20 protein-coding genes and 1 riboswitch are annotated in these 21725 nt (G+C 72.5%); of the genes, 13 read left to right on the top strand and 7 right to left on the bottom strand.

All coding sequences use genetic code 11. The annotated features are described in order from the left end of the window. The first annotated feature begins 66 nt into the window (after positions 1–66). Complete coding sequence (locus tag B1H29_RS30275) at positions 67–1299, top strand: MFS transporter (RefSeq protein ID WP_055415901.1); 1233 nt, start codon at positions 67–69, stop codon at positions 1297–1299. On the opposite strand, the gene B1H29_RS30280 is transcribed toward B1H29_RS30275, so the two are convergent. Then, a complete protein-coding gene (locus tag B1H29_RS30280) occupies positions 1247–1792 on the bottom strand; it encodes a Repetin (RefSeq protein WP_199832260.1) in 546 nt (181 codons plus the stop codon). The two genes, B1H29_RS30275 and B1H29_RS30280, sit on opposite strands and share 53 nt — an antisense overlap. Before the next feature lie 761 nt (positions 1793–2553). Here B1H29_RS30280 and B1H29_RS30290 point away from each other — a divergent pair. Together B1H29_RS30290 and B1H29_RS30295 are read left to right on the top strand one after the other, a co-directional pair. Further along, a complete protein-coding gene (locus tag B1H29_RS30290) occupies positions 2554–3342 on the top strand; it encodes a carbon-nitrogen hydrolase family protein (RefSeq protein ID WP_055415899.1) in 789 nt (262 codons plus the stop codon). Between the two features lie 56 nt (positions 3343–3398). Further along, entirely contained in the window at positions 3399–5096 is a 1698-nt protein-coding gene (locus tag B1H29_RS30295) for a flavin monoamine oxidase family protein (protein WP_055415898.1), read from the top strand. Here the strand turns inward: B1H29_RS30295 and B1H29_RS30300 are convergent. Next, a complete protein-coding gene (locus B1H29_RS30300; protein ID WP_055415897.1) occupies positions 5093–6022 on the bottom strand; it encodes an LLM class F420-dependent oxidoreductase in 930 nt (309 codons plus the stop codon). The genes B1H29_RS30295 and B1H29_RS30300 overlap by 4 nt on opposite strands. Positions 6023–6103: 81 nt before the next feature. Beyond that, positions 6104–6820, bottom strand: a complete 717-nt coding sequence (locus B1H29_RS30305) for a DUF5995 family protein (protein WP_055415896.1) — start codon at positions 6818–6820, stop codon at positions 6104–6106. Between the two features lie 174 nt (positions 6821–6994). Between B1H29_RS30305 and B1H29_RS30310 the strand changes: the two genes are divergently transcribed. Continuing rightward, positions 6995–8143, top strand: coding sequence for a glycoside hydrolase family 6 protein (locus B1H29_RS30310; RefSeq protein WP_055415895.1), 1149 nt, complete (start codon positions 6995–6997; stop codon positions 8141–8143). Here the strand turns inward: B1H29_RS30310 and B1H29_RS30315 are convergent. Further along, positions 8125–9558, bottom strand: a complete 1434-nt coding sequence (locus B1H29_RS30315; protein WP_055415894.1) for a uracil-xanthine permease family protein — start codon at positions 9556–9558, stop codon at positions 8125–8127. The genes B1H29_RS30310 and B1H29_RS30315 overlap by 19 nt on opposite strands. A 196-nt stretch (positions 9559–9754) precedes the next feature. Between B1H29_RS30315 and B1H29_RS30320 the strand changes: the two genes are divergently transcribed. Continuing rightward, complete coding sequence (locus B1H29_RS30320; RefSeq protein WP_055415893.1) at positions 9755–10213, top strand: acyl-CoA thioesterase; 459 nt, start codon at positions 9755–9757, stop codon at positions 10211–10213. On the opposite strand, the gene B1H29_RS30325 is transcribed toward B1H29_RS30320, so the two are convergent. Continuing rightward, positions 10173–11384, bottom strand: a complete 1212-nt coding sequence (locus B1H29_RS30325; RefSeq protein ID WP_055415892.1) for an MFS transporter — start codon at positions 11382–11384, stop codon at positions 10173–10175. The genes B1H29_RS30320 and B1H29_RS30325 overlap by 41 nt on opposite strands. 141 nt (positions 11385–11525) lie before the next feature. On the opposite strand from B1H29_RS30325, the gene B1H29_RS30330 reads away from it, so the two are divergent. Further along, a complete protein-coding gene (locus B1H29_RS30330) occupies positions 11526–12749 on the top strand; it encodes an ROK family transcriptional regulator (RefSeq protein WP_055415891.1) in 1224 nt (407 codons plus the stop codon). A gap of 270 nt (positions 12750–13019) precedes the next feature. Here B1H29_RS30330 and B1H29_RS39895 read toward each other — a convergent pair whose 3' ends face one another. Together B1H29_RS39895 and B1H29_RS30340 are read right to left on the bottom strand one after the other, a co-directional pair. Then, positions 13020–13454: a hypothetical protein gene (locus B1H29_RS39895; RefSeq protein ID WP_267891921.1), complete on the bottom strand. Its 435-nt coding sequence runs from the start codon at positions 13452–13454 to the stop codon at positions 13020–13022. 539 nt (positions 13455–13993) lie between these two features. Further along, positions 13994–16375 carry a chitinase C-terminal domain-containing protein gene (locus B1H29_RS30340; protein WP_055415890.1) on the bottom strand — a complete coding sequence of 794 codons (2382 nt, stop codon included), beginning with the start codon at positions 16373–16375 and terminating at the stop codon, positions 13994–13996. A 216-nt stretch (positions 16376–16591) separates the two neighbouring features. Next, positions 16592–16722: riboswitch (FMN riboswitch) on the top strand. Positions 16723–16872: 150 nt separating this feature from the next. Between B1H29_RS30340 and B1H29_RS30345 the strand changes: the two genes are divergently transcribed. The 7 genes from B1H29_RS30345 to B1H29_RS30375 are packed head-to-tail and all read left to right on the top strand — an operon-like array spanning position 16873 to position 21621. Further along, positions 16873–17475: a riboflavin synthase gene (locus B1H29_RS30345; RefSeq protein ID WP_055415889.1), complete on the top strand. Its 603-nt coding sequence runs from the start codon at positions 16873–16875 to the stop codon at positions 17473–17475. Continuing rightward, positions 17472–18116, top strand: a complete 645-nt coding sequence (locus B1H29_RS30350; protein ID WP_055415888.1) for a nicotinamide mononucleotide transporter family protein — start codon at positions 17472–17474, stop codon at positions 18114–18116. Before B1H29_RS30345 ends, B1H29_RS30350 begins: the two co-directional genes overlap by 4 nt. Then, positions 18113–19402: a bifunctional 3,4-dihydroxy-2-butanone-4-phosphate synthase/GTP cyclohydrolase II gene (locus B1H29_RS30355; protein WP_055415887.1), complete on the top strand. Its 1290-nt coding sequence runs from the start codon at positions 18113–18115 to the stop codon at positions 19400–19402. The genes B1H29_RS30350 and B1H29_RS30355 overlap by 4 nt, the downstream gene beginning before the upstream one ends. A 20-nt stretch (positions 19403–19422) precedes the next feature. Further along, complete coding sequence (gene ribH / locus B1H29_RS30360; RefSeq protein ID WP_055415886.1) at positions 19423–19929, top strand: 6,7-dimethyl-8-ribityllumazine synthase; 507 nt, start codon at positions 19423–19425, stop codon at positions 19927–19929. 13 nt (positions 19930–19942) lie between these two features. After that, positions 19943–20215 carry a phosphoribosyl-ATP diphosphatase gene (locus B1H29_RS30365; protein WP_055417649.1) on the top strand — a complete coding sequence of 91 codons (273 nt, stop codon included), beginning with the start codon at positions 19943–19945 and terminating at the stop codon, positions 20213–20215. Positions 20216–20263: 48 nt separating this feature from the next. Then, positions 20264–21121 (top strand): ATP phosphoribosyltransferase, encoded by an 858-nt coding sequence (hisG, locus tag B1H29_RS30370; RefSeq protein WP_055415885.1) that lies wholly within the window; start codon positions 20264–20266, stop codon positions 21119–21121. A 20-nt stretch (positions 21122–21141) separates the two neighbouring features. Then, complete coding sequence (locus B1H29_RS30375) at positions 21142–21621, top strand: PH domain-containing protein (protein WP_055415884.1); 480 nt, start codon at positions 21142–21144, stop codon at positions 21619–21621. Positions 21622–21725 lie beyond the last annotated feature (104 nt).

Here is a 21725-nt window from a genome sequence, read left to right on the forward strand (position 1 = left end):
CTCCTCCCGAGGGCCGCCTCGGACGCCGTACCCCCGGTGTCCGATCCGCCCCCTCGGGAAGGCCTCATGACTCTCTCACCCGGGCGTGCCCCCGCCACCGCCGGTACCCGGCGGCTGACGCGCACGCTGTACGCCTCCGCGTTCTGCGACGACTTCGTCCTGCTGTACCCGGTGTACGCGCTGCTGTTCAGCGACACCGGTTTGTCCGTCTGGCAGATGTCCTCCCTGTTCGTCCTGTGGTCGCTGACCAGCGTGGTCCTGGAGGTACCCTCCGGCGCCTGGGCCGACGCCGTCTCCCGGCGGCTGCTGCTGGTGCTCGCCCCGCTGCTCACCGCCGCCGGCTTCGCCCTGTGGGTGCTCGTGCCCTCCTACGGCGCCTTCGCGCTCGGCTTCGTGCTGTGGGGCGCCGGTGGAGCGCTCGGCTCGGGAGCGCTGGAGGCGCTGGTCTACGACGAACTGGACCGGGCCGGCGCCGCCGACCGGTACGCCCGCGTCATGGGCCGGGCGCGGGCGGTCGGTATCGCCGCGACGATGACCGCGATGGGCCTGGCCGGACCGGTCTTCGCCCGGGGCGGCTACGACGCGGTGGGCGCGGCGAGCGTGCTGGTCTGCCTGGCCGGGGCGGCCGTGGCGACACGGTTCCCCGAGCACCGCGCACCGTCCGCCGACGGGGACCGGTGGTCCGCCGCCCTGCGCACCGGACTCGCGGCCGCCCGCACCGACCGGTCCGTGCGCGGCGCGCTGCTCCTCGTACCGGCCGTGACAGCGGTGTGGGGCGCCCTCGACGAGTACACGCCGCTGCTGGTGCGCGACACCGGCGTGGCGCGGGAGACCGTCCCCTGGCTGCTGCTCGTGATCTGGGCCGGGGCCACGGCCGGCAGCCTGCTGGCCGGTACCGCCGGACGCCTGACCACGACCGGGTTCGCCGCCCTGCTCACCGGCTCGGCGCTCGCCCTGGCGGTGGGCGCCGTGGCGGGCACCCCGGCCGCCCTGGTCCTGGTCGCGGTGGCGTTCGGCGGCTTCCAGCTCGCGACCGTGCTGGCCGACGCCCGTCTCCAGGAGCGCATCGACGACACCGGCCGAGCCACCCTGACCTCGGTCGCCGGCCTGGGCACCGAGCTGGGCACCCTCACCACCTTCGGGGCGTATGCGGCGGCCGCCACGGTCACGGGGCACGGCACCGCGTTCGCCCTGTCCGCGGCGCCGTACCTGCTGACGGCGCTGCTGCTGGCCACCGCCGCCCGCACTACAGCCGCGGCTGCCAGGGCACGACCTCGAAGTCGCCGGTCCCCTTCCTGACCTTCTCGAAGGGTGCCGACGACACGCACCTGGGCAGCTCCCCGCCCTCCGCGGGGCTGCCCGTCGCGGCCCAGCTATAGCCGAGGCGGTCGTGGCGGCCGCGGTCGTGGACGGTGACGCCGACCCGCTCGCCCTCGGCGCCGGGCAGGTCTGAGTCGGTGACGAGACCCGAGACGACGGCCACGTCACCGCCGGTCAGCAGGCAGTCGACGGCGACCTGTGCCCGGGCGCCCTCGCCGTTCACGTAGTGGCTGAACTCGAACGTTCCGGTGGCCTTGAGCGGGTCGTCGTTGTCCTCGGCCGCCAGATGCGCGTCGAAGGTGAAGGTGATGTCGTCCCCGGCCGACCGGTACAGCTTGGCGGTGCCGGTGAGGGCGGCGGCCTCCCTCGGGGGGCGCTCCTCGTGGGGGCCGGAGGCGACCGCGGCGCCCGTCGTCACGGCGGTGAGAAGCAGTGCGGTACAGAGTGCGGCGGTCATCGTACGGCGTTTCACGGCGGTCCTCTCGCAGGCGGAAACTGGCGAACTGAACACCCACCACTGTCCCGGCGCCGCGCTCTCGCCACATCGCGCTCAGGACGGGGCCGCCCTCCGCCGCGCGGCGGGGGAGGAGCGGCACGGTCTGCCTCCTCGGGAGGAGCCGGGGGTACGTCCGCGGGCGGCCCCGGAGCCGTGGGCTCCGCAGCCGCGAGTCCCAACGCCGTGAGTTCCGGAGCCGCCTGCCGTCGGCGAGGCCGGGCCTACCCTGGCAGGCGGCAGGCGGCAGGCGGCAGGCGGCAGGCGGCAGGCGGCAGGCGGCAGGCGGCAGGCGGCAGGCGGCAGGCGGCAGGCGGCAGGCGGCAGGCGGCAGGCGGCAGACGGCAGACGGCAGACGGCAGACGGCAGACGGCAGACGGCAGACGGCAGACGGCAGACGGCAGACGGCAGACGGCAGACGGCAGACGGCAGACGGCAGGCCGCTGGGCCGGCCGGTCCGCGCTCCCGCGCGCGCGGGGCCGGCACATGGTCAGGAGGGGGCCGGCGGCCGTGGACGGGCGGGTAGCCGGGGCGGCGGGCGCAGGACGGGCGGATGCCGGGGCCGTGCGCGGCGCCGAGGGCGGTCCGGCCGTGGGGGTGCACAACGAATCGCCGTGGGGTGCCCCGCCAACGCAACGATCCACTCACCGGCGCGCAACGGGTCCTTCTTGTCCGGCCGTGTCCGCCGACCGTACCGTCTATCTGGCCCCCCGACCCCCTCCCACCGGTGAGGAACACGCATGCGCACCGCCCTGCTCCAGAGCTCCGGCAGGCCCGGCTCCACCGCCGAGAACCTCAAGGTCCTCGACGAGGCCGCGGGCCGGGCCGCCGCCGCGGGAGCCGGGCTGCTGGTCACCGCCGAGCTGTTCCTGACCGGGTACGCGATCGGCGACGACGTCGCCGTCCTCGCCGAGCCCGCCGACGGCGCCTCGGCCGACGCCGTCGCGGAGATTGCCGGGCGCCACGGACTCGCCATCGCCTACGGATACCCCGAGCGGGCCGGCGAGGGCGTCTTCAACTCCGTCCAGCTCGTCTCCGCCGACGGCACCCGACTGGCGAACTACCGCAAGACCCACCTCTTCGGCTGCTTCGAGCGCCACCACTTCACGCCGGGCGGGCAGCCGGTCGTCCAGGCGGAACTCGACGGAGTGACCGTCGGCCTGATGATCTGCTACGACGTGGAGTTCCCGGAGAACGTCCGCGCCCACGCCCTGGCCGGCACCGACCTGCTGCTGGTCCCGACCGCGCAGATGCACCCCTTCCAGTTCGTCGCCGAGTCCGTCGTGCCGGTGCGGGCCTTCGAGAACCAGATGTACGTGGCGTACGTCAACCGCGTCGGCCGGGAGGGCGAGTTCGAGTTCGTCGGGCTCTCCACCCTCGCCGGGCCCGACGGTACCGCCCGCGCCCGAGCCGGGCGTGCCGAGGAACTGGTCCTCGCCGACGTCGACCCGGTCTTCCTCGCCGCCTCCCGCGAGACCAACCCGTACCTGAAGGACCGCCGTCCCGGCCTCTACGGGGCCCTCGCCTGAGTCCCGAGCCCCCGGCCCCCCTGTTCCACCCCGCCCTCGCAAGGAGTCCGTACCCCATGACGTCCACCGTGCCCAACGCGATCGAGCACGCAGACGAGCAGCAGCCGCCGATCACCATGTTCGGGCCGGACTTCCCGTACGCGTACGACGACTTCCTCGCCCACCCGGCGGGCCTCGGGCAGATACCCGCGACCGAGCACGGCACCGAGGTCGCGGTCATCGGCGGCGGTCTCTCCGGCATCGTGGCCGCCTACGAGCTGATGAAGATGGGCCTCAAGCCCGTCGTGTACGAGGCCGACCGGATCGGCGGGCGACTGCGGACCGTGGGCTTCGACGGGTGCGACCCGTCCCTGACCGCCGAGATGGGCGCGATGCGCTTCCCGCCGTCCTCCACCGCCCTCCAGCACTACATCGACCTGGTGGGGCTCGAGACCCGCTCGTTCCCCAACCCCCTCGCCGAGGCGACACCCTCGACCGTCGTCGACCTCAAGGGCGAGTCGCACTACGCCGAGGCGCTCGACGACCTGCCCCAGGTCTACCGTGACGTCGCCGACGCCTGGGCGAAGTGTCTCGAAGAGGGCGCCGACTTCTCCGACATGAACCGCGCCCTGCGCGAGCGCGACGTCCCGCGCATCCGCGAGATCTGGGCGCAACTGGTCGAGAAGTTCGACAACCAGACCTTCTACGGCTTCCTCTGCGACTCCGAGGCCTTCAAGTCCTTCCGGCACCGCGAGATTTTCGGCCAGGTCGGCTTCGGCACGGGCGGCTGGGACACCGACTTCCCCAACTCCATCCTGGAGATCCTCCGCGTCGTCTACACCGAGGCCGACGACCACCACCGCGGCATCGTCGGCGGCTCCCAGCAGTTGCCGCTGAGGCTCTGGGAGCGCGAGCCGGAGAAGATCGTCCACTGGCCGTACGGCACCTCGCTGAAGTCCCTGCACGCGGACGGGGAGCCGCGCCCGGCGGTGACCCGGCTGAACCGCACCGCCGGCAACCGCATCACCGTGACCGACGCCGACGGGGACATCCGCACGTACCAGGCGGCGATCTTCACCGCCCAGTCCTGGATGCTGCTCTCGAAGATCGCCTGCGACGACTCGCTCTTCCCGATCGACCACTGGACCGCGATCGAGCGCACCCACTACATGGAGAGCTCCAAGCTCTTCGTCCCGGTGGACCGGCCCTTCTGGCTGGACAAGGACGAGGACACCGGGCGGGACGTCATGTCGATGACGCTCACCGACCGCATGACCCGTGGCACCTACCTCCTGGACGACGGACCGGACAAGCCGGCCGTCATCTGCCTCTCCTACACCTGGTGCGACGACAGCCTGAAGTGGCTGCCGCTGTCCGCGAACGAGCGGATGGAGGTCATGCTGAAGTCGCTCGGCGAGATCTACCCCAAGGTCGACATCAGGAAGCACATCATCGGCAACCCGGTGACGGTCTCCTGGGAGAACGAGCCCTACTTCATGGGCGCGTTCAAGGCCAACCTCCCCGGTCACTACCGCTACCAGCGGCGCCTGTTCACGCACTTCATGCAGGAGGAGCTGCCCGAGGACAAGCGGGGCATCTTCCTCGCCGGCGACGACATCTCCTGGACGGCCGGCTGGGCCGAGGGTGCCGTCCAGACCGCGCTGAACGCGGTCTGGGGCGTCATGCGCCACTTCGGCGGGGAGACCGACGCGACCAACCCGGGTCCGGGTGACGTCTACGACGAGATCGCGCCGGTCGAGCTGCCCGAGGACTAGATCCCGCCCGCCCGCGCCTTCTCGTACACCTCGGCGGCGATGTCCTTGAGCTCCTCGGCGTCCCGGGCCGTGCTCTGGAAGTCGAGGAGGATCTCGTCCAGGCCGATCTCGGCGTGTGCGGCGAGGTCCTCGACGATCTGGTCGACGACGCCGTGGAAGGGGCTTCGGCCGGAGGCGTCCCGGGGCGCCGTCCGGTAGCGGACGTTGGCCCGCAGCACCGTCCGGATCGGCTCCGTACGACCGCGCTCGGCGGCCAGATCCCGCAGTACCCGCCACTGCTCGGCCACGGCCTCGACGCCGATGGCGTTGGGCAGCCAGCCGTCGGCGTGGTCGACCAGCCGGCGCCGGGCCCTGCCGCTGCCCGCCGCCAGCAGGACCGGGATCGGCCGGGCGGGCTTGGGGCCGACGACGGCGGACGCGATCTTGGTGACCTCGCCGTCGTACACCACCGGGTCCGGCCCCCAGACCGCGCGGCACACCTCGATCAGCTCGTCCAGGGCCCGCCCGCGCTCGGCGAACGGCCGCACGGACGCCGCCGCGTACTCGTCGTGGGACCAGCCGGTCCCGAAGCCCGCGACCACCCGGCCGCCGCTGGCCGCGTCCAGCGAAGCCAGCGCCTTGGCCAGTCGGAACGGGACGTGCAGCGGCGCGACCAGGACACTGGAGCCCAGCTCCGCCCGTTCGGTGGCCGCGGCGGCGAGGGTCAGGGTGACCAGCGGCTCCGCCACGTCGCGGTACTCGTCCGGCCAGGGCAGGCCCTCGATGCCGTACAGCCCCTGGGAGGCGGGCTCGGGGAACAGGGCCCGTTCGAAGACCCAGAGGCTCTCGTAGCCCATCCGTTCCGCCGCGCGGGCCACTTCGGGGACGTCCTTGCCGAGGTCGTACTGCCGCATCTGGGGGAGGCCGAGACCGAGCCGGATCGTCATACCTGGGTGCTCCTTCGCAGTCGGGACGCGATGTTGCCCAACTCTCAACGTACTGCGGCCGCCGGGCGGTCACCGGAGCGCTCACCGGGGATATTGGCGGGGTCGGTCCGGCAGCGGGGTGAGCAGCATGCGGCCCGCGAGGCCCACCGCCGCGTCCAGCCGCTCGGTGAACTCGCCGGCGACATCGGGCAGCCGGCGCAGCGCCCACAGCGCGCGGGCCGCCGCCCAGGTGGCGTCGCGGGCGCGCTCCAGGCTCCAGGAGCCGAGCAGATGGGTCAGCGGGTCCGCGATCTGCAGGAGGTCGGGGCCCGGCATCAGCTCGTCACGGATGCGCTCCTCCAGCGACACGAGGAGATCGCCCACCCGGTCGAACTCGTCCTCCAGCTCGACGGGGTCGCAGCCGAGCGTACGACAGGTGTCCACGACGGCCAGCGCGAGGTCGTGGCCGATGTGCGCGTTGATGCCCGCCAGCGCGAACTGCAGCGGCCGTACGCCGGGGTGGCGGCGGAACTGGAACAGCGGCCGCCAGCACGCGGGCGGCCGGTGCCCGTCCTCCAGCGCGTCCACGGCGGCCAGGTAGCGCTCCGCGAACCGTACGTCCAGCGCGATCGCGGCCCGGGCGTCCGCGAAGCGACCGGTGTCGATGTGCCGGTCGACCGCCTCGGTGACGGCCAGGTAGACGCGGTTGAAGACGGCCACCCCGTCCCGGACGGGCAGCGCCGCGTCGAGGGCGCGCATCCGGATCAGGACCGTGTCCACCGTGCGGACGGCCGCCGGGACTTGTTCGCAGTGCGCCATGGCGGCAGGGTCGCAGCTTTAGGCTGGCGGCAGTGCCGGCGGACCCGACGCTTCCCCAGAACGGGGGAACGCGCCCGCCGTGCGGGGGAGGGGGAACCACACGTGTCAGGCCTTCGTGCCCGGCGCCTGGCCGTTCGGCGGGCCGAGCGCAGACGTGCCGCCCGCCGCGGCGCGATGGTCGCGGCGGCGTCCGTCGTGGTCGCGGTGGGCACCGCGACCGGCATGCTGTCCGCGCTCGGCGACGACGGCGGCGGGGTGGACGAGGCCCGGCCGCAGGTGACGCGGTCGCCGCGGCTGCAGTCCCTGCCGGTCGTACCGTCCGCGTCGGCGACGCCGTCGGTCTCCGCCTCGCCCTCCGCCCCGGCGAAGAGGACGAGCCCCGGTCCCGCGCCGAAGCCGGAGAAGACGTCCGGGGAGTCCGGGCGGGCCGGGCAGGAGGAGTCCCGGACCGCCCCGGCCTCCACCCGGCTCTACCGGCACCCCAGGTCCCAGGTCCTCGACTGGGTCCGGGCCCACCCCGACGACCCGCGCCGGGACGTCATCGAGTCCCGTATAGCCGGTCACCCGGCCGCCGTGTGGTTCGCCGACTACTCGCCCGGGACCATCGCCTCCCGGGTCCGCGCCGTCACGTCGGGCGGCGCGGAAGCGGGCCGGGTGCCGGTCGTCGTGCCGTACGCGGTACCCGACCGCGACTGCGGCGGCCACTCCCAGGGCGGGGCGCCCGACCTCGACGCCTACGACGCCTGGATCGACCGTTTCGCCGCCGGGCTCGGCTCGGGTGACGTCATCGTCGTGCTGGAGCCCGACTCGGTCGCCCAGGCGGAGTGCCTGTCCGCCGGTGAACGCGCCGACCGCTTCGCCTCCCTGGCCCGCGCGGGGCGCGTGCTCAAGGACGCCAACCCCAAGGCCCGGGTCTACTTCGACGCCGGGCACTCCGGCTGGCACGCGCCCGCCAAGCAGGCGGGCTGGCTGAAGCAGGCGGGTGCCGCCTCGGCCGACTCCTCCGACGGCATCTTCAGCAACGTCTCCAACTTCCACGCCACCGCCGACGAGGTCGCCTACGACCGCGCGGTCCTCGACGCCCTCGGCGGCCCAGCGAGCCTGGGCGCCGTCATCGACACCAGCCGCAACGGCAACGGCGCCCCGACCGACGGCGAGTGGTGCGACCCGGCCGGCCGCAAGCTCGGCCGCGCACCGACGCTGTCCACCGGCATGGGGCGCGTCGACGCCTACCTGTGGGTCAAGCTGCCGGGGGAGTCGGACGGCTGCAGGGGAACGCCGGGCACCTTCACGCCGTCGTACGCCTACGACTTGGCGCGCTGAGTCCCGTCGTCGCCCCCGGCCTGCTCGTCGTACGACGCCTCGGCCTGCTCGTCGTACGACGACGTGCCCTCGTCCAGCAGCGGCTGCTGTGTCTTGAGGTGGGCCGGGGCGAAGGCCCGCAGGGCGTGGTAGCCGGTGATGACGACCACGGTGCCGAGCGCGATGCCGCTGAGGGAGAAGGTGTCGGTGAACTCCATGCTGACGTTGCCGACGCCGATGATGATGCCCGCGGCGGCCGGCACCAGGTTCAGCGGATTGCGCAGGTCCACCTCGGCGTTGATCCAGATCTGGGCCCCGAGCAGGCCGATCATGCCGTAGAGGATGACCGTGATGCCGCCGAGGACACCGCCGGGGATGGCGGCCACGACCGCGCCGAACTTGGGGCAGAGGCCGAAGAGGAGCGCGAAGCCGGCGGCGGCCCAGTAGGCGGCCGTCGAGTAGACCCGGGTCGCGGCCATCACGCCGATGTTCTCGGAGTACGTCGTGTTGGGCGGGCCGCCGACCGCGGTGGACAGCATCGAGCCGACGCCGTCCGCGGAGATCGCCGTGCCGAGCTTGTCGTCGAGCGGGTCGCCCGTCATCTCGCCGACCGCCTTGACGTGCCCGGCGTTCTCCGCGACCAGCGCGATGACGACCGGCAGGGCGACCAGGATCGCCGACCACTCGAAGCTCGGCCCGTGGAAGGACGGCAGACCGATCCAGTCGGCCTGTCCCACGGCGGAGAGGTCCAGCCGCCAGTGGTCGGTGAGCTTGCCGCTGCCGTCCACCGAGTGGATCTTGCCGAAGACCCGGTCGAGGGCCCAGGAGAGGACGTAACCGAAGACCAGCCCCAGGAAGATGGCGATCCGGGACCAGAAACCGCGCAGGCAGACCACGGCCAGACCGGTGAACAGCATCACCAGCAGGGCCGTCCACTGGTCCTGCGGCCAGTAGGTGGAGGCGGTGACCGGGGCCAGGTTGAAGCCGATCAGCATCACCACCGCGCCGGTGACGATCGGCGGCATCGCGGCGTGGATGATCCGCGCCCCGAACCGCTGCACGGCGAGCCCCACCAGGAACAGCGCGGCACCGACCACCAGGACCGCGCCGGTCACCGTGGCGCTGGTGCCGCCCTGGGCGCGGATCACCGCGGCGACGCCCACGAAGGACAGGGAGCAGCCGAGGTAGCTGGGCACCCGGCCGCGGGTGGCGAGCAGGAAGATGACGGTCGCCACGCCCGACATCATGATCGCGAGGTTGGGGTCCAGGCCCATCAGGACCGGAGCCACGAAGGACGCCCCGAACATGGCCACCACGTGCTGGGCACCGAGCCCGGCCGTGCGGGGCCACGAGAGCCGTTCGTCGGGGCGGACCACCGCTCCGGGTGCGGGCGTGCGCCCGTCACCGTGCAGCTTCCAGCGCACGCCGAGGTCCATGGTGAGGTTTCGCTTTCTCTGTACGTGAGGACTGTCCGCACCATTGTCAGGGGTACCGGACGGTCCCCCGTCCCGCGCCCCCCGCTGACCAGCACCTTCCCGGCGGCTGATGCTGAGCGTCCGCTTAGGATGGAGGGGATCGACCGTACGTGAGTACCTGTGTGAGCACAGCCGAGCAAGACCAGGAGCCCCGCCCGTGACCGCCGAAGCCCCCGCCGCCCCCGCCCTCTCCTACGGCCGGCTCGTCCCCGTCACCGTCCACTTCGACGACCTGGACGCGCTCGGCCTGCTGCACAACGCCCGCTACCCCGTCATGGCCGAGCGGGCCTGGGCCGAGCTGTGGACCGAGCACGGCTTCCGGTTCGAGGGCGACTGGGCGGCAGCCGGCGACGCCTGCAACGCGGTCAGGGAACTGACGATCAGCTACGAGGCGCCGGTCACCCGGCCCGGCGCGTACGCCGTCCACCTCTGGCTGGACCGGCTCGGCACGACCGGGCTGACGTACGGCTTCCGGTTCTGCTCGGCGGACGGTGGGACCACCTACGCGCACGGCACCCGGGTGCTGGTCCGGCTGGACTCCGAGACGCTGCGCCCGGCGCCGTGGAGCGACACCTTCAGGACCGCCGGTCGGGCACTGCTGCGCTCGACGGACTGATCTTCGGGCGGTCGCGGTCCCCGGCGCGCAGCACCTTCGCGAACAGCACCAGGCAGCAGGCCAGCACCGTCACCAGGCCGAACGACACCACCAGGCTGGTCGCCTGGGCCAGACCGCCGATCGCGCCCGGAGCGACCAGGCCCGAGGTGTACGTGATGGTGGCGACGCCCGCGATGGCCAGGCTCGGATTGGAGCCGGCGCGGCCCGCCGCGGCGAAGCACAGCGGGACGACCACGGCGATGCCGAGCCCCATCAGGGCGAAGCCGGCCATCGCCACTGCCGGATGGCCCCCGACGACGATGAGCAGACCGCCGAGAGTGGCCAGCACACCGCTCACCCGGACCGTACGCACCGCGCCGAACCGGTCCACCACCTTGTCGCCGGCGAGCCGGGCCACGGCCATGGTCAGCGTGAAGCCCGTCGTGCACGCCGCCGCCAGACCGGCCGAGGTCTCCAGTTCGTCCCGCAGGTAGACCGCCGACCAGTCCAGGCTCGCCCCCTCCGCGAACACCGCGCAGAAACCGACCGCGCCGATCAGCAACGCCGACCTGGGCGGCAGCGCGAACCGCGGCGGCGGGTCCTCGTCCTCGGCGGGCTGGAGGTCCAGCACCCACGTGCAGGCGATCAGGCCCGCCACCGTCAGCACCGCGGCGGCCAGGACGTGGTGCAGCCGGGCGTCCGAGCCGAGATGGGCGGCGAGCGTACCGGCCGCCGAACCGATCAGGGCGCCCGCGCTCCACATGCCGTGCAGGCCGGACATGATCGACTTGTCGAGCCGGTTCTCGACCTCGACGCCGAGCGCGTTCATCGCCACGTCCGACATGCCCGCCGTGGCGCCGTAGACGAACAGGGCCAGGCACAGGGTGAGCAGGTTCGGGGCGAGGGCCGGCAGGACCAACGCCAGCGTCCACAGGGCCAGCAGACCGCGCAACGCGGTGCGGGCGCCGAAGCGGTGGCTGACGCCGCCGGCCAGCGGCATGGCGAGCGACGCGCCGATCGCCGGGAAGGCGAGCGCCAGCCCCAACTGGCCCGCGCTCACCCCCGCGTGGTCCTGGATCCACGGCACGCGGGTCGCGAACGAGCCGGTGACGGCGCCGTGCACGGCGAACACGGCCGCCACGGCGTACCGGGCGCTCCTCACCTCGTGTTGCTCGTAGACCACTGCGCTCATTTCTCGGGCCCCTCCGTCGGGTCTGTGCGGCCGGCTCGCTTCCTGGCGTCACTGCGCCGCGTAAACTATCAGGAACCCTGCCTGATAGATAGGCGATTACCGGCGTGGGCCCCCGCGCCGCCGATCTGGAAGGATCCCGGCATGCCCGCATCCCCGAGCACCGCCCGGGCCATCAACGACCGGCTCGCCCTGCGCCTGCTCCAGCAGGAGGGCCCGTTGACGGCAGGCCAGTTGAAGACCCTGACCGGCCTGTCCCGCCCCACCGTGGCCGACCTCGTCGAACGCCTCACCGCCTCCGGCCTGATCGAGGTGGCGGGGGAGTCGGGCGAGCAGCGCCGGGGGCCGAACGCCAAGCTGTACGGCATCGTCGCCGACCGCGCCCACCTCGCCGCCCTCGACGTACGCACCGAGGGCGTCGCCGTACTGGTCTCCGACCTGCTCGGCCGGGTGCTGGCCGAGGCGTCCGTGCCGATCGGTGACGAGGCCGGCACCGGGCCCGCGGTGGAGCAGGCGGTCGGTCTGGTCGAGCGGGCGGCGAAGGAGGCCGGGGCCGACCGGCTGCACACCGTCGGCATCGGCGCACCCGGCCTGATCGACCCGGCGAGCGGGGAGCTGCGCGACTCCACCGGCCTGCCCGAGTGGCACCGGCGGTTGATGGCCGCGTTGCGGGAGAAGTTCCCCGAGGCGCGGGTCGGCGTCGAGAACGAGACCAACCTCGCCGCCCTGGCCGAACAGCGCGCCGGGGCGGCCCGGGACCGGGACACGTTCGTCCTGCTCTGGCTCGGCCGGGGCATCGGTGCCGCGGTCGTCCTCGACGGCACGCTGCGGCGGGGCGTCTCCGGCGGCGCGGGGGAGGTCGGCTTCATGCCGGTGCCCGGTACCTCGGGCCTGCCGTCGGCCACCGACTGCGACGGCGGTTTCCACTCCGTGGCGGGGGCGGCGGCGGTGACCGCCCTCGCGGCGCGGCACGGCGTGACGGCGACGCCCGAGGGGCCCGAGCCGCACGCCGCCGCGCTGGTACGGGAGGCGGTACGCCGGTCGGTAACGGACCGGGAGCGGTACGCGGGCGCCCCGGACCCGGCCGCCGGACGGTTCCTCGACGCGCTCGCCGACCGGGTCACCCTCGGGGCCGCCGCCGTCGTCTCCGTCCTGGACCCCGGCTGTCTGGTGCTGGCCGGTGAGATCGGCCAAGCGGGCGCGGAGGCGCTCGCCGCCCGTGTCCAGGACCGTCTCACCCGGATGTCGCCGCTGGCCACCGAGGTCCGGCCCAGCACGCTGGGCGGCGGCGCCGTACTGCGCGGGGCCCTGCTGACCGCCCGCGACCGCGCCCAGGACGAACTGTTCGCGCCGCCGGGGCGGCCTTGACCGCTGCGGCCCCAGGCCGGGGCGGCCTTGACGGAGTGGCCCCGTATCGTCTTGGCCGGAGCGCCCAGACCGGAGCGCCCAGGCCGGAGCGCCCAGGCCGGAGCGCCCAGGCCGGAGCGGATGTCCCCGCAGCACAGCGTCCGGATCACGTGCCGCTCCGCCGAGACATCCGCTCCGCCGAGACATCTGTTCCGTCGGAACATCTGTTCCGTCGGAACATCCGCTCCGTCGGGCCATCCGCTCCGGTCCGCGTGCCGGGACGGCGGGTGCTCAGGGAGCGGACCGGCGGCCTGCGGGCCCGGGCTCGCGGAAGGCCACCCCGTCCGCCGCCAGCCACAACAGGGCCGCCGGCAGCACCACCGCCGCCCCCAGCAGGGCCATGAACCCCGCACCGCTCGCCGCCGACAGGGGCTCCAGGTGCCGGGCGTGGAAGAGGAGGTGGGCGCCGGAGGACACCAGGTAGGCCACCAGCGCCGTGATCACCAACCGCCGTTCCATCGCCGCCACCGCCGAGCACAGCACCACCGCCAGGGCGAGGCTCGCCCCGCCGAAGTCCCGCAGCAGGTGCTCGTTGTAGGGCGGCAGGTGAGACACCCAGGGCCACTTCCAGAACAACTCGGGCAGCAGCGAGATCCACAGCCCCAGCACCACCTGCGCACCGGCCAGCAGTCCCAGCCCCGACCGCAGCCACGCCCGTCTGCTCATCCGCGCCGCCCGTCCGTCCCGCCGTCCGAGGCGCACCGCCGGATGCTCCTCGAACGTCCTCTTGTCGACCGCCCCTTCGGGCGCGGGGTGCCCGCCCGTACGGAACCCCCGGTAAGCCTTCCCGGCGGGCGGCACCTTCACCGCCGACCGGGGCGCCGGGCCGTGCGACCAGCGCGCCGTCGCCGTTGACCCCGGTGACGCAGATGTGCCGGCCGGCCGCGAAATACGGGAGGCCGCTCTGCACGAAGCGGACGGCCTCCGGGCGGCCGCCGACCGGGCGCCGGAGCGCGGTGACCTCGCCACCGCCGTCGCCCCACCGGACCACGTCCTCGGCGAGCGGCTTCCCCGGCCCGGCCGGGCATACGGCAGGCCGGGCCGGACAGACGGGGCCGACGGGGTCGTCACGCGTCTCACCCTGCCGGGGGCGCGGCGGACGCCTCGGCAGACCCGGCGACGCGCTCGGGGCGACCCGGCGGGCGTTGGAGACCCGGCGGCGGGCAAGGGCCTTCGTCACCGCCGCCGGGCCGGTCCTTCCGGGGTCAGCAGGCGCCGAGGTCCTGCCAGACGCCCCACTCACCCGTGGTGCCGGGCTCCTCGCCCTTCGTCCACCACTTCGACTTCCACGAGTGCCCCTCGTGGGACACCGTGATGCCACCGCCGTACGGGGTGGCCGCGTCCCAGGCCGGGGCCGCGCACTGCCCGGTGCCGTCCGTCGGGCTCGGACTCGGGCTCGGGGACCCGGAACCCGTGGGCGTGGGCGTCGGGGTGGGGGTCGGCGTCCCGGTCCCGGGCTCCACGACGGTCGTTCCGCGGGCCAGGTCACCCGCCAGGGCGTACGTCTTCCCGCCGAAGGAGACCGTCCAGTTCGACGGGGTCGACACCGGCAGGTAGTAGACGAGGTCCACCGTCGTGGAGGCGCCCGGCGCCAGCGACTGCCAGGCCGGCAGCCTCAGTGAGACGCGGTGGTAGTCGCCCTTCAGGCCGCCGACGTTGGCGCCCGTGTGGTCGCTGCGGATCACCGAAGTGCCCCAGCCGGACTGGTCCTTGGCGTTGCCGGGCGCGGAGGTGGCGTAGTCGAACCGGAACTCCGTACCGCCGGGCAGGGCCGTCTTCGTGTTGTTGGTGATCTTCAGCTTGGGGCTGATCGGGTAGTTGGAGTCGCCGAGCGGGAACTCCCCGAACGCCACGTCGACGTCGAGCGCCTCGGCCGGCATGTCGATCGTGGCGCGCTCGGCACCGTAGGGGGAGGCCGACTTGAACGTGTCGTACATCGTGTCCGTCAGCGTCGAGCCCGGCACGTACTGCCCCCTGCCCGCGTCCCAGGCGTAGTCGCCCGCCAGCTCCCACACCATCGTGCCGCCGATGCCGCGGTCGGCCACGTAGTCCGCCTTGGCCTTCACCGACTGTTCGTCCTCGGTGGACAGGAAGACCTTCTTCTCGGCGTTCCACAGCCAGGGGGCGACCAGCGTGGCGTCGTACTTGCGGGCGTACGTCCCGGTCAGCTTCGTGTCGGCGGGGAAGCCGTAGTCGGTGACGTAGTCGCCGACGATGCCCTTCTCCAGGTTCTTGGCGTGCCACATCGGGTTGGAGCCCGCGGGCGACTCCTCGCCGTCGGTGTCCAGGTCGTGCCACAGGTTGTCGATGCCGACCGCGCCGTCACCGCACTTGGTCAGGCCGGAGCCCGCCGGGCAGTCCGTGGAGGGTGCCTTGCCCCAGAGCCCGTCGGTGCCGCCGGTGACGTTCTTGAATCCGCGCGTGTAGTACGGCAGGCCGATGTTGATCCGGCCGGCCGGCATCGAGCCGCGGAAGTAGTGGTAGGCCCAGTCGGTGTTGAGGTAGCCGACGCCGCCGTACTGGGAGGTGGTGTAGACACCCGCGGCGGCGAGTTCGGAGTCCTTGCCGTCGTCGAAGAGGGAGGCGTTCGGGCCGACGTGCTCGTTCCAGGCGCCGTGCAGGTCGTACGACATGATGTTGACGTAGTCCAGGTACTTCTGGACCTGGAAGGTCTCCATGCCGCGCAGCAGGTAACCGGAGGACGGCGCGGCGACGGAGAGGAGGTAGTGCCTGCCGTCCGCGGCGCCCGCGCGGTCGAGCTTCTCGCGCAGCGTCTTCATCAGCGCCGCGTATCCCTTGACCAGCCCCGCCCGGCGGCCGTTCGCGAAGGACCAGTCGAGCGGGTTCCCCGCGTCCTTCATCGTCGTCGGGTACTCGTAGTCGATGTCGACGCCGTTGAAGCCGTACTTCCGGACGAAGTCGACCGCGGAGTCCGCGAAGGTCTCGATGCCGGCCTGGTTGACCGAGCCGTCGGCGTGGGTGGCCATCGAGTAGAAGCCGCCCGAGTCCACGCGGGTGCCGTCGTCCGCGAAGTAGCCGCCCGTCTCGGCCCACCCGCCCACCGAGATCATCGTCTTGACGTCCGGGTGCTGCTTCTTGAACTTGTTGAGCAGGTTGAAGTGGCCCTTGTAGGGGAGGTCCGGGTCCATCCCGGCGCCCTCGACCCCGGGCCACGTCATGCCGGTCGCGGGGTTCTTCGCGGTGTCCGAGCCGACGGAGAGTCTGTTGCCGCCGTCCACGTGCGCGAAGGCGTAGTTGATGTGGGTGATCTTGTCCCACGGGATGTCCGAGGCGAGATAGGCGGGCTTGCCGTCCTTGCCGGTGCGCCAGCCCGTGAAGTAGCCGATCACGCGCCGCGGGTGGTCGGCGCCCATCTTCTCCCGGCCCGCGGAGTCGTAGACCGAGCAGTAGGGAACGTTGACGCCGGGGGTCCGGTAGAGCCCGTCGGGACGACAGGTCTCCTGGCCGGCGGCTTGCGAAGCGGTCGCCGGGAGGCCGGCGAGCAGTAGGCCGGCGACGGCGGCGGCCGCCGCGAACAGGGCCGGCCCCGCTCTGTGGCGGGATCTGGAGGGTGACGGGGAAGGCACAGTCGGTTCCTCTCCACGGAAGTTGCGCAGACCCTAGAGAGGACTAGACCAGTGAGTCAATAGGTATGGACCAATCTCAAGGTGGTTGGGTGGTGGCCCAGTTGGGGACGACCGTCGTGCCTCCCGGGCCTCTCGTAAAGCAAGCTGTGAGCTACCGCACACGCTGCGTCCGCATGGACGGCGATCAGGCGTGGCACACTGGCCGTGTACCAGAAGCAGCGCACTCCGGGGTCGGTGAAAGTCCGAACCGGCGGTTACAGTCCGCGACCCGGTCGCCTCCAGCGACCGGTTGACCAGGTGAAATTCCTGGACCGACGGTTAAAGTCCGGATGGGAGGCAGTGCGCGGCGGGCGAGCATACGTGCGCGCCGCCGATCTCTGGGCTCGCCCGTTGCCGGGCGGGTCCCGTCCGGCGTCGCTCCCGGTGTCCTCGCTCGCGATCTCTGTCGTTCCGACAGCCCCGGAGTCCGTGCCCGAAGAGGCAGGAGGACCCGGGAAGTGTTCACCGGAATCGTCGAAGAGCTGGGTGAGATCACCGCCGTCGAAACCCTCGACGACGCCTGTCGCTTCCGGCTGCGCGGCCCCGTGGTCACCGACGGCGCACGGCACGGCGACTCCATCGCCGTCAACGGCGTCTGCCTCACGGTCGTCGACCACGAGGGCGACGAGTTCACCGCCGACGTGATGGCCGAGACCCTGAACCGCTCCAGCCTGGGCGTTCTCGCCGTCGGCTCCCGCGTCAACCTGGAGCGCCCCACCGCCGTCGGCGCCCGCCTCGGCGGGCACATCGTGCAGGGCCACGTCGACGGCACCGGCGAGATCCTGGAGCGCAAGCCCTCCGAGCACTGGGAGCTCGTGAAGATCTCCCTGCCCGCGGACCTCGCCCGCTACGTCGTGGAGAAGGGCTCCATCACCGTCGACGGCATCAGCCTCACCGTCGTCGACGCCGGCCCCGACTTCTTCACCGTCAGCCTCATCCCCACCACCCTCGCCCTGACCACGCTCGGTCTGAAGCAGCCCGGCGACCCGGTCAACCTCGAGGTGGACGTCATCGCCAAGTACGTGGAGCGGCTGCTCGGCGTCCAGGGGGGCACCCGGTGAACTGGCTCAACTCCGAGGCGTTCACGCTCTTCGACCAGCACATCAAATGGTCGGACATGATCGGCAACGTGATCGGTCTGCTCGGCCTCGCACTCGGCTGGCGGCGCTCCATCTGGACCTGGCCCGTGCAGTTCGTCTCCGGGCTCGTCCTCTTCACCGCCTTCGCCACCGCCCACCTGTCCGGCAGCGCGGGCAAGCAGATCGTCGTCATGGCCGTCGCCGCCTGGGGCTTTTGGCAGTGGAACCGCGGCCGGCGGCAGACCCAGGACGGAACCATCGCCGTCCGGTTCGCCACCGGCCTCGAACGACTCCTTCTGGTGGGTGCCGCAGTCGTGGGAACCCTCGCGGTGGGAGGCCTGTTCACCCTCTATCCCTCGCTGTCCTGGGACCCCTGGCCGGACGCGTACATCTTCGTCGGCACCGTCGTCGCCATGTACGCCCAGGCGCGCGGCATGGTCGAGTTCTGGTTCGCCTGGCTGCTGGTCGACCTGGTCGGCGTCCCGCTGAACTTCGCCAACGGCTTCGCCTTCTCCGGCTTCGTCTACGTCATCTACGGCGCGCTCGTCCTGTGGGGCCTGCGCGACTGGTGGCTGCGCTCCCGCACCGCGGCGCGGCCCGTCCCGGAAGGAGCGCCCGCATGAGCACGGCACCCATTCTCTACAGCACCGAAGGCCTCGACGACCTCACGCTCGACCCCGTCGAGCAGGCCGTCGCCGACATCGCCGCCGGCCGCCCGGTCGTGGTCGTCGACGACGAGGACCGCGAGAACGAGGGCGACCTCGTCATCGCCGCCGAGAAGGCGACCGAGGAGATCGTCGCCTTCATGATGAGCGAGTGCCGCGGCCTGATCTGCGCCCCCATGGAGGGCGACGAACTCGACCGGCTCCGCCTGCCGCAGATGGTCGACGACAACACCGAGTCGATGAAGACCGCCTTCACCGTCTCGGTGGACGCCACCGCCGCGCACGGCGTCAGCACCGGCATCTCCGCCGCCGACCGCGCCACCACCCTCCAGCTCCTGGCGAGCGGCACCGCCGAGCCGGACGACCTGGTCCGCCCGGGCCACATCTTCCCGCTGCGCGCCCGCTCCGGCGGTGTCCTCGTCCGCAACGGCCACACCGAGGCCGCCGTCGACCTCGCCCGCCTGGCGGGCCTGCGCCCGGCCGGCGCCATCGTCGAGATCGCCGGCGAGGACGGGCGCATGCTGCGGCTGCCCGAGCTGATCCCGTTCGCCCGCAAGCACGGCCTGACGATCATCTCCATCGAGGACCTCATCGCCTACCGCCGCGGCGAGGAGCCCACCGTCCGCCGCGAGGCCGAGGTCCGGCTGCCCACCCGGCACGGCGAGTTCACGGCGTACGGCTACCGCTCCACCGTCGACGGCGTCGAGCACGTCGCCCTCGTGCACGGCAACCTCGGCGACGGAACGGACGTCCTCGTCCGCATCCACTCCGAATGCCTCACCGGCGACGTCTTCGGCTCCCAGCGCTGCGACTGCGGCCCCCAGCTCGACGCCTCCCTGGACCGCATCCAGGCCGAGGGCCGGGGAGTGGTCGTCTACCTGCGCGGCCACGAGGGACGCGGCATCGGCCTGATGTCCAAGCTGCGCGCCTACGAACTCCAGGAGCGTGGCCGGGACACCCTCGACGCCAACCTGGAACTCGGCCTGCCCGCCGACGCCCGCGACTACGGCGCCGGCGCCCAGATCCTCGACGACCTCGGCGTGCGCGCCGTGCGCCTGATGACCAACAACCCGGACAAGAGCGACGCCCTCGTCCGGCACGGGATCGAGGTCACCGGCCGCGAGCCGATGCCCGTCCAGGCCGGCGAGCACAACCTCCGCTACCTGCGCACCAAGCGGGACCGGATGGGACACGACCTGCCCTGGCTGGACACGACGCCCGTGTCCACCTGCGGCAACCAGTAAGCAAGGACCCCAGGAGAGACATGAGCGGCAAGGGTGCACCGGAGCTGTCCGTACGCAACGTGGGAGACCTGCGGGTCGCCGTCGTCGCGGCGCAGTGGCACGACAAGGTGATGGACGGACTGGTGGACGGCGCGCTGCGCGCCCTGCACGAGCTGGGCATCGACGAGCCGACCCTGCTCAGGGTCCCCGGCAGCTTCGAGCTGCCGGTGGTCGCCAAGGTCCTCGCGGGCCGCGGCTACGACGCGATCGTCGCCCTCGGCGTCGTCATCCGCGGCGGCACCCCCCACTTCGACTACGTGTGCCAGGGCGTGACCCAGGGCCTCGTCCAGGTCTCCGTGGAGACCGGCGTCCCCATCGGCTTCGGCGTCCTCACCTGTGACACCGAGGAGCAGGCCCTGGACCGGGCCGGCCTCGAGGGCTCCACCGAGGACAAGGGGCACGAGGCGGTGACCGCGGCCGTCGCCACGGCGGCCACGCTCCGCTCGGTATCCGAACCGTGGCGTCAGGCCGGTGGGCACTACGCGTAAAGTGGGCGCCACCATGTCCAAGAAGACTTTCGAGGAGCTCTTCACCGAGCTCCAGCACAAGGCCGCCGACGGCGACCCAGCCACCTCCCGCACCGCCGAGCTGGTGGACAAGGGGGTCCATGCCATCGGCAAGAAGGTCGTCGAAGAGGCCGCCGAGGTCTGGATGGCCGCCGAGTACGAGGGCAAGGAGGCGGCGGCCGAGGAGATCTCCCAGCTCCTGTACCACGTCCAGGTGATGATGGTCGCCCGCGGGATCTCCCTGGACGACGTCTACGCCCACCTGTAGAGCCCGACCGCCGTTTTCCACCCCATTCACGCAAAGGAAGCCGACCTCATGCTGCGCATCGCCGTCCCCAACAAGGGTTCCCTGTCAGGCCCCGCGGGGGAGATGCTGCATGAGGCCGGCTACCAGCAGCGCCGCGAGTCCAAAGAACTGCGGATCGTCGACCCGACGAACGAGGTCGAGTTCTTCTACCTCCGCCCCCGCGACATCGCGATCTACGTCTCCTCCGGCAAGCTCGACATCGGCATCACCGGCCGGGACCTGCTGATCGACTCCGGCGCCGACGCCGAGGAGATCCTCCCGCTCGGCTTCGCCCGCTCCACCTTCCGCTTCGCCGGCAAGCCGGGCACCGCGAGCGGCGTCGAGGACCTCAAGGGCCGGACCGTCGCCACCTCCTACGAGGGCATCGTCGCCGCGCACCTGGCGGACCAGGGCGTCGACGCCTCCGTCGTCCACCTCGACGGAGCCGTCGAGACCGCCATCGAACTCGGTGTCGCCGAGGTCATCGCGGACGTCGTCGAGACCGGGACCTCGCTGCGCAACGCGGGCCTGGAGGTCTTCGGCGACCCCATCATGACGTCCGAGGCCATCGTGATCCGCCGCTCCGGCGCGGAGCCCGACGAGACCACCGAACCCAAGGTGCAGCAGTTCCTGCGCCGCCTCCAGGGCGTCCTGGTGGCCCGGACGTACGTGATGATGGACTACGACTGCCGTGTGGAGCAGTTGGAGAAGGCCGTGGCACTCACCCCCGGCCTGGAGTCCCCGACCGTCTCCCCGCTGCACAACGAGGGCTGGGTCGCCGTCCGCGCGATGGTCCCGGCCAAGGACGCCCAGCGGATCATGGACGACCTCTACGAGATCGGTGCCCGGGCCATCCTGACCACGGCCATCCACGCCTGCCGTCTCTGAGCGCGACCCGGAGCGACGCCATGCCCGACACCACGCCTCCCGCCACGCCGGACCCGCCCGCACTGCCGGTGACCTTCCGGCCGGGGCGCACCCGTGCGGTCCTGACCGTCCTCGCCGTCGGCACGTTCGCGACCATCACGGCGATCGGAATGCTGCTGGACGGGCTCGGCACGGGGGAGCGCCTCAGCTTCGCGCTGACGGCCCTCCTCCTCGCCGGGGTCCTGCTCCTGCTGGCCCGGCCCCGGGTCACCGCCGACGAGGCGGGCGTCACCGTCGTCAACCTCACCGCCAAGCGGCGCCTCGCCTGGGCCGAGATCATCCGGGTCAACCTCCGCAACGGCGATCCCTGGGCCTTCCTCGACCTCAGTGACGGCACCAGCCTGCCCGCGCTCGGTATCCAGCCCGGTATCGCCCGGCAGCGCGCCGTCCAGGACGCGCGTGCTCTGCGCGCACTCGTCGAGGCCCGTTCCGCCGCCGCCCCCGAGGCTCCCCGCGGCTGACGCGGCAGCGGCGCCCCTGCCGCGGGCACCCTTTTCGTGATTAATCTGGGAACGACGACGCGGCCGTCGCGTCCTCACCCCTGTCGCTCCGCCCGGTGCGCGGG

Origin of the sequence: Streptomyces pactum (assembly GCF_002005225.1) — a bacterium.
Taxonomy (GTDB): Bacteria; Actinomycetota; Actinomycetes; order Streptomycetales; family Streptomycetaceae; genus Streptomyces; species Streptomyces pactum_A.